The sequence below is a fragment of the Frankia sp. CoWAU3 genome, assembly GCF_977971855.1.
In genome coordinates this window covers 1,161-1,938 of sequence record NZ_CDWWXB010000306.1, presented here as the reverse complement: position 1 = coordinate 1,938, position 778 = coordinate 1,161, and the positions used below count along the sequence as shown (strand labels likewise).

The window sequence follows — 778 nt, the reverse complement described above, 5'->3', positions numbered from 1 at the left end:
TCGGGACAGCCCCGTCTCGGGCCTGAAGCCCGTCCGTGCGGGCCAGGACCAGTCCGGCCCGCGGTCACGAGAGACAGGACGCAAGAACCGATGTCGACCTTCGGGCCGGACTCCTCCGTACCATCCACGCCACCATCCACGCCCCGCCCGACCGGACTACCGGACGGGCGCGACGGCCGCCCGTCGACGTCGGCGGAGAACCGGCCCGCGCCGCGGCGCGCCCGGCCGGCCCCGCGCCGGCTGCGGGTCGTCCGCGTCACCCCGCTCACCGGGGACATGGTGACGGTGACACTCGGTGGGCCGGCGCTGGCCGGATTCTCGCTGCCCCGGGCCGCGCAGCACGTGAAGATCTTCCTGCCGGCCGACGGACAGACCGAACCGACCGTTCCGAGCTGGGGGCCGGACGGACGCCCCGTCTTCCCGGCGGGTACACCCCGCCCGATCGTGCGGACCTACACCCCGCGCCGGTTCGACGCTGAGGCCCTCGAACTGGACATCGAGATGCTCCTGCACGGCGAGGGTCCGGCCGGGCGGTGGGCGGGTACCGCCCGGCCCGGTGACCATCTCGCCATCGCCGGACCGGGGGGTGGATACGAGGTGCGGACGTCGGCCGCGCATCACCTGCTCGCCGCCGACGAGACCGGCCTGCCCGCGCTGGCGACGGTGCTGGAACGGCTGCCCGCTCGGGTACCGGTGACCGTGGTGGCGGAGGTTCGCGACGCCGGCCGCCGACGGGCTCTCCCGGTCACCCCCGCGACGACCGTCACCTGGCTGCACC

General features: G+C 75.3%; 1 protein-coding gene. It reads left to right on the top strand.

The window, feature by feature from the left end; translation table 11 throughout:
• Window positions 1-90: 90 nt before the first annotated feature.
• The coding region (locus tag AC08ON_RS17630) for a siderophore-interacting protein (protein WP_476617392.1) at window positions 91-778 on the top strand (688 nt) is incomplete at its 3' end.